The following is a 4,772-nucleotide window of genomic DNA, read 5'->3' as shown; positions in this document are numbered from 1 at the left end:
GTCGACGGCACGTCCACCGGCAGGCCCAGGTCCGCAGGGTTCATGCCACGGATGCTAGCGCACATTTCGTCAAAGTGACGAGATGTAGGTCGACGGGTGGTCCACGGGTGGTCGACGGGTGGTCCACGGGTGGTCCACGGGTGGTCGACGGTGCGGCGAGGGGGCCCGTTTGTGCGACGGACCTGTCGCAGTGGCAGCATGGGACGAGTGAGTGTTGCTCCGATTGAGATCGAACGGACCGAATCGGCAGAGGAGACCTTCGCGGTCCCGGAACCGGACGTCCCCTGGGTGACCCTGGTCCACAACGACCCGGTCAACCTCATGAGCTACGTGACGTACGTGTTCCAGGCGTACTTCGGCTACCCCAAGGACAAGGCGACCAGGCTGATGCTCGACGTCCACAACAAGGGACGGGCGGTCGTCTCCAGCGGCACCCGTGAGGAGATGGAGCGCGACGTGCAGGCCATGCACGGCTACGGGCTCTGGGCGACCCTCTCGCAGGACCGCAACTGATGGGCGGCGTGTTCGAGCCCCTGGAGGGCGGCGGGGCCGCCGTCGCGCTGGACGAGATCGAGATCTCCATCCTGCGCTCCCTCGCGGTCCAGCTGCTGGAGCTGATCGGCCCGGGCGAGCCGGAGCCGGCCGAGGACGCCGACCCCCTCGCCGTGCTGTTCGCCGCCGAGGGCCCCACCGAGCCCCCGTCCGACCCGGCGCTGGCCCGGCTCTTCCCCGACGCCTACGGGGGCCCCGGCGCGGGGTCCGGCGAGGACCCGGAGGAGCTGCGCGCCCGTTCGGCGGAGTTCCGCCGCTTCACCGAGAACGACCTGCGCACCCGCAAGCGGGAGGACGCGCTGGCCGTCGTCCGCAGCCTCGACGCGCTCACCCCGGCCGGCGACGGCGCGGCGGTGCTGGAGCTGGCCGGGGAACTGCCGCTGCGCTGGCTCGGCGCCCTCAACGACCTGCGGCTGACCATCGCGGCCCGGCTGGAGATCACCGAGGACGAGCAGAGCGGCGAGCTGTACCGGCTGCCGGACGACGACCCCCGCAAGCCGATGGTGATGGCCTACCTCTGGCTCGGCGGCCTCCAGGAAACGCTCATCGAAACCCTCTGAGGAACGTTCTGGGGAACCCTCTGAGGATCCTCAAGCGCGCACACCGTTCGCGTCGCGTCCACGTTCCGTTCGCTCAGCGGACGCTCAAATCCGGATAACGATCAGATCACCGCCATGCGGTGATCTGATCTGTTTCCGGCCATATGTCCCGATTTAAACCGCGCCTACGCCGCATTTCGCCCCTTCCTCCACCCCTAAGCGCGTGATAAATCTTCACGACCGCCGCCGGGACGCCACCCATGTCCCCCGGCCCGCTTGAACCGGCTGACCGCCGGGTGCAACTCCATCCGTATCCGGGGGGATCGAGGACCCGATCCGCAGCCGATCAAGGCGCGGGTCGGCGTGGAGAAAGGCGCACCAAACATGACCTCTGTGCAGGTCGAGCAGCACGACAGGACGCCCGGCGAGGGCGCGCAGGGCGAGGGCGACGGCGAGGGTTACCACCGCGCGCTCGGCGCCCGCCAGATCCAGATGATCGCGATCGGCGGGGCCATCGGCACCGGCCTGTTCCTGGGCGCGGGCAAGGCGATCTCGAAGGCCGGGCCCAGCCTCATCCTGGCCTACGCCATCGTCGGCCTGGTCATCTTCTTCATCATGCGGGCCCTGGGCGAACTGCTCATGTACCGCCCCGTCTCGGGCTCCTTCTCCGACTACGCCCGCGAGTTCCTCGGCCCGTTCTGGGGTTACGCCACCGGCTGGACGTACTGGCTCTTCTGGGTCGTCACCGGCATCACCGAGGTCACCGCCGCCGCGAAGTACATGTCGTACTGGACGCACGACAGCTTCCCGCAATGGGCCTACGCACTGATCTTCACGGTCATCCTCTACGCCGCCAACCTGATCTCCGTGAAGCTCTTCGGCGAGCTGGAGTTCTGGTTCTCCATGGTCAAGGTCACCGCCATCGTCGGCATGATCCTGATCTGCGCCGGCATCCTCACCATCGGCTTCTCCGACGCCGCCGCCGGAGCCTCCGTCTCCAACCTCTGGAACGACCGCGGCTTCTTCCCCAACGGCATCGGCGAGACGCTGATGACCCTGCAGATCGTCGTCTTCGCCTTCCTCGCGGTCGAGCTGGTCGGCGTCACCGCCGGCGAGTCCAAGGACCCGGCGAAGACCCTGCCCAAGGCCATCAACACCGTGCCGTGGCGCATCGCCGTCTTCTACGTCGGCGCGCTCATCATGATCATGTCGGTCATCCCGTGGTCGAACTTCAAGGCCGGCGAGAGCCCCTTCGTCCTCGCCTTCGAGAAGATGGGCCTGGGCGTCGGCGCCGCGATCGTCAACTTCGTCGTCCTGACGGCCGCCCTGTCCTCCTGCAACTCGGGCATGTACTCCACCGGCCGCATGCTGCGCGACCTCGCGCTCAACGGCCAGGGCCCGAAGTTCTTCACCAAGCTCACCAAGAGCGGCACCCCGCTCGTCGGCACCACCTTCTCCGCCGCGCTGATGCTCGTCGGCGTCTGGATCAACTACAAGTACCCCGGCCAGGCCTTCGACTACGTCGTCTCCTTCGCCACCATCTCCGGCATGTGGGCGTGGATCGTCATCCTGGTCTGCCAGATCCGCTACCGCGCCAAGGCCGACCGCGGCGAGCTGCCCCAGTCCACCTTCCGGGCGCCCGGCGCGCCGTACACCAGCTACTTCGCCCTGGCCTTCATCGGCATGGTCATCGTGATGATGGCCCTCGACGCGGACTCCCGGGTGTCGCTGTACTGCGCCCCGCTGTGGGGCCTGATCCTCGGGGTGTCCTACCTCGTCCTCAAGGCCCGCAACCCCAACGGCGCCGCGTTCGAGAAGACCTCGGCCTCCTCGTAACGGACCGGGTCCCGGCCGCCTGTCACCGCCGGGAACCGCGCTCCCGCGGACCTCGTGTCCAGGCTGCGCCTGTCCACGATATGGGCCCTCCCGTACCACACCTCGGTACGGGAGGGCCCCTCTGCTTATCCTGGGCCCCATGCTGACCCTCACCCAGGCCCTGTACGACCAGATCGTCGAACACGCCCGCAAGGACCACCCCGACGAGGCGTGCGGCGTCGTGGCCGGCCCGGCGGGCACCGGCCGCCCGGAGCGGTTCATCCCGATGCTCAACGCGGCCCGCTCGCCCACGTTCTACGAGTTCGACTCGAAGGACCTCCTGAAGCTCTACCGCGAGCTCGACGACCGGGACGAGGAGCCCGTGATCGTCTACCACTCCCACACCGCGACCGAGGCCTACCCCTCGCGCACGGACGTCACGTACGCCAATGAGCCCGGCGCCCACTACGTCCTCGTCTCCACGGCCGACACCGACGGCCTCGGCGAGTTCCAGTTCCGCTCGTACCGGATCGTCGACGGTGTGATCACGGAGGAAGAAGTGCAGGTCGTAGCCGGCTACTGACCACTATGTGAGCGGCAGAGGTCCACGATGCGGGATCACACTCCAAACGGGGGACCGGGAATCGTTAACATGACCGCATGGTTTCCCACGACGTGAGCATCGAGACGCCCGGCAGGCTGCTGCTCGTGGCGCGGCTGCACGTCGACCTGTGCCGCCTCGCCAGCGCGATCTGTCCTGCCGCCTGAGCACCACGGCCCCGCGCGCGGGCCGCACGAGAGCGCGCCCTCGTTCTTCTCTCCACCTCCTCCTTCCCGACTGGAGCCCGCTGCCATGGCCATCGAGGTCCGCATCCCCACCATCCTCCGCACCTACACCGACGGCGAGAAGGCCGTCACCGGTGAGGGCGCCACCCTCTCCGAGCTGTTCGCGGACCTGGAGACCCGTCACAAGGGCATCGAGGAGCGCATCGTGGAGGGCGGCCAGCTGCGCCGCTTCGTGAACGTCTACCTCAACGACGAGGACGTCCGCTTCATCGAGGGCATCGCCACCCCCCTCAAGGACGGCGACAGCGTCACCATCCTCCCGGCCGTGGCCGGCGGCTCGAAGTAATGCGGTACGACTCCCCGCTCGCCGCGGTCGGCAACACCCCGCTGGTCCGCCTGCCGCGGCTGTCCCCCTCGGCGGACGTCCGGATCTGGGCCAAGCTGGAGGACCGCAACCCGACCGGCTCGATCAAGGACCGCCCCGCGCTCCACATGATCGAGCAGGCGGAGAAGGACGGCCGCCTCTTCCCCGGCTGCACCATCCTGGAACCCACCTCCGGCAACACGGGCATCTCGCTCGCCATGGCCGCGAAGCTCAAGGGCTACCGGATCGTGTGCGTGATGCCGGAGAACACCTCGCAGGAGCGCCGCGACCTTCTCGCGATGTGGGGAGCCGAGATCATCTCTTCGCCGGCCGCGGGCGGTTCGAACACCGCCGTGCGGGTCGCCAAGGAGCTGGCGGCGGAGCACCCCGACTGGGTGATGCTCTACCAGTACGGCAACCCCGACAACGCGGGCGCCCACTACTCGACGACCGGCCCCGAGATCCTGGCGGACCTCCCCTCGATCACCCACTTCGTGGCGGGCCTGGGCACGACCGGCACCCTGATGGGCGTCGGCCGCTACCTGCGCGAGCACGTGCCCGGAGTGAAGATCGTGGCCGCGGAACCGCGGTACGACGACCTCGTCTACGGCCTGCGCAACCTCGACGAGGGCTTCGTCCCCGAGCTGTACGACGCGTCGGTCCTGACGACCCGCTACTCGGTGGGCTCTGCCGACGCGGTCACCCGCACCCGTGAA

The 4,772-nt window shown here is 68.5% G+C and carries 7 protein-coding genes; all 7 read left to right on the top strand.

Translation table 11 applies throughout. The features are described from left to right. Nucleotides 1-198 precede the first annotated feature (198 nt). Nucleotides 199-513: an ATP-dependent Clp protease adapter ClpS gene (gene clpS, locus VR44_RS17060; RefSeq protein WP_045948367.1), complete on the top strand. Its 315-nt coding sequence runs from the start codon at nucleotides 199-201 to the stop codon at nucleotides 511-513. Beyond that, nucleotides 513-1,112, top strand: a complete 600-nt coding sequence (locus tag VR44_RS17055; protein WP_045948366.1) for a DUF2017 domain-containing protein — start codon at nucleotides 513-515, stop codon at nucleotides 1,110-1,112. The genes clpS and VR44_RS17055 overlap by 1 nt, the downstream gene beginning before the upstream one ends. 363 nt (nucleotides 1,113-1,475) lie before the next feature. Then, on the top strand, nucleotides 1,476-2,927 hold the full coding sequence (locus VR44_RS17050; protein ID WP_045948365.1) for an amino acid permease: 1,452 nt from the start codon (nucleotides 1,476-1,478) through the stop codon (nucleotides 2,925-2,927). Nucleotides 2,928-3,066: 139 nt separating this feature from the next. Then, a complete protein-coding gene (locus tag VR44_RS17045; protein WP_045948364.1) occupies nucleotides 3,067-3,489 on the top strand; it encodes a M67 family metallopeptidase in 423 nt (140 codons plus the stop codon). 77 nt (nucleotides 3,490-3,566) lie between these two features. Next, nucleotides 3,567-3,674 (top strand): putative leader peptide, encoded by a 108-nt coding sequence (locus tag VR44_RS48850; RefSeq protein WP_311736929.1) that lies wholly within the window; start codon nucleotides 3,567-3,569, stop codon nucleotides 3,672-3,674. 85 nt (nucleotides 3,675-3,759) lie between these two features. Beyond that, nucleotides 3,760-4,038 carry a MoaD/ThiS family protein gene (locus VR44_RS17040; protein WP_045948363.1) on the top strand — a complete coding sequence of 93 codons (279 nt, stop codon included), beginning with the start codon at nucleotides 3,760-3,762 and terminating at the stop codon, nucleotides 4,036-4,038. Beyond that, a partial coding sequence (locus tag VR44_RS17035; RefSeq protein WP_045948362.1) for a PLP-dependent cysteine synthase family protein occupies nucleotides 4,038-4,772 on the top strand: 735 nt, incomplete at its 3' end. The genes VR44_RS17040 and VR44_RS17035, both read left to right, overlap by 1 nt.

The organism is Streptomyces katrae, from assembly GCF_000966975.1.
GTDB lineage: Bacteria > Actinomycetota > Actinomycetes > Streptomycetales > Streptomycetaceae > Streptomyces > Streptomyces katrae.
Note: the sequence above shows the minus strand (reverse complement) of the source record. Positions and strands in the feature narration are given on the sequence as shown.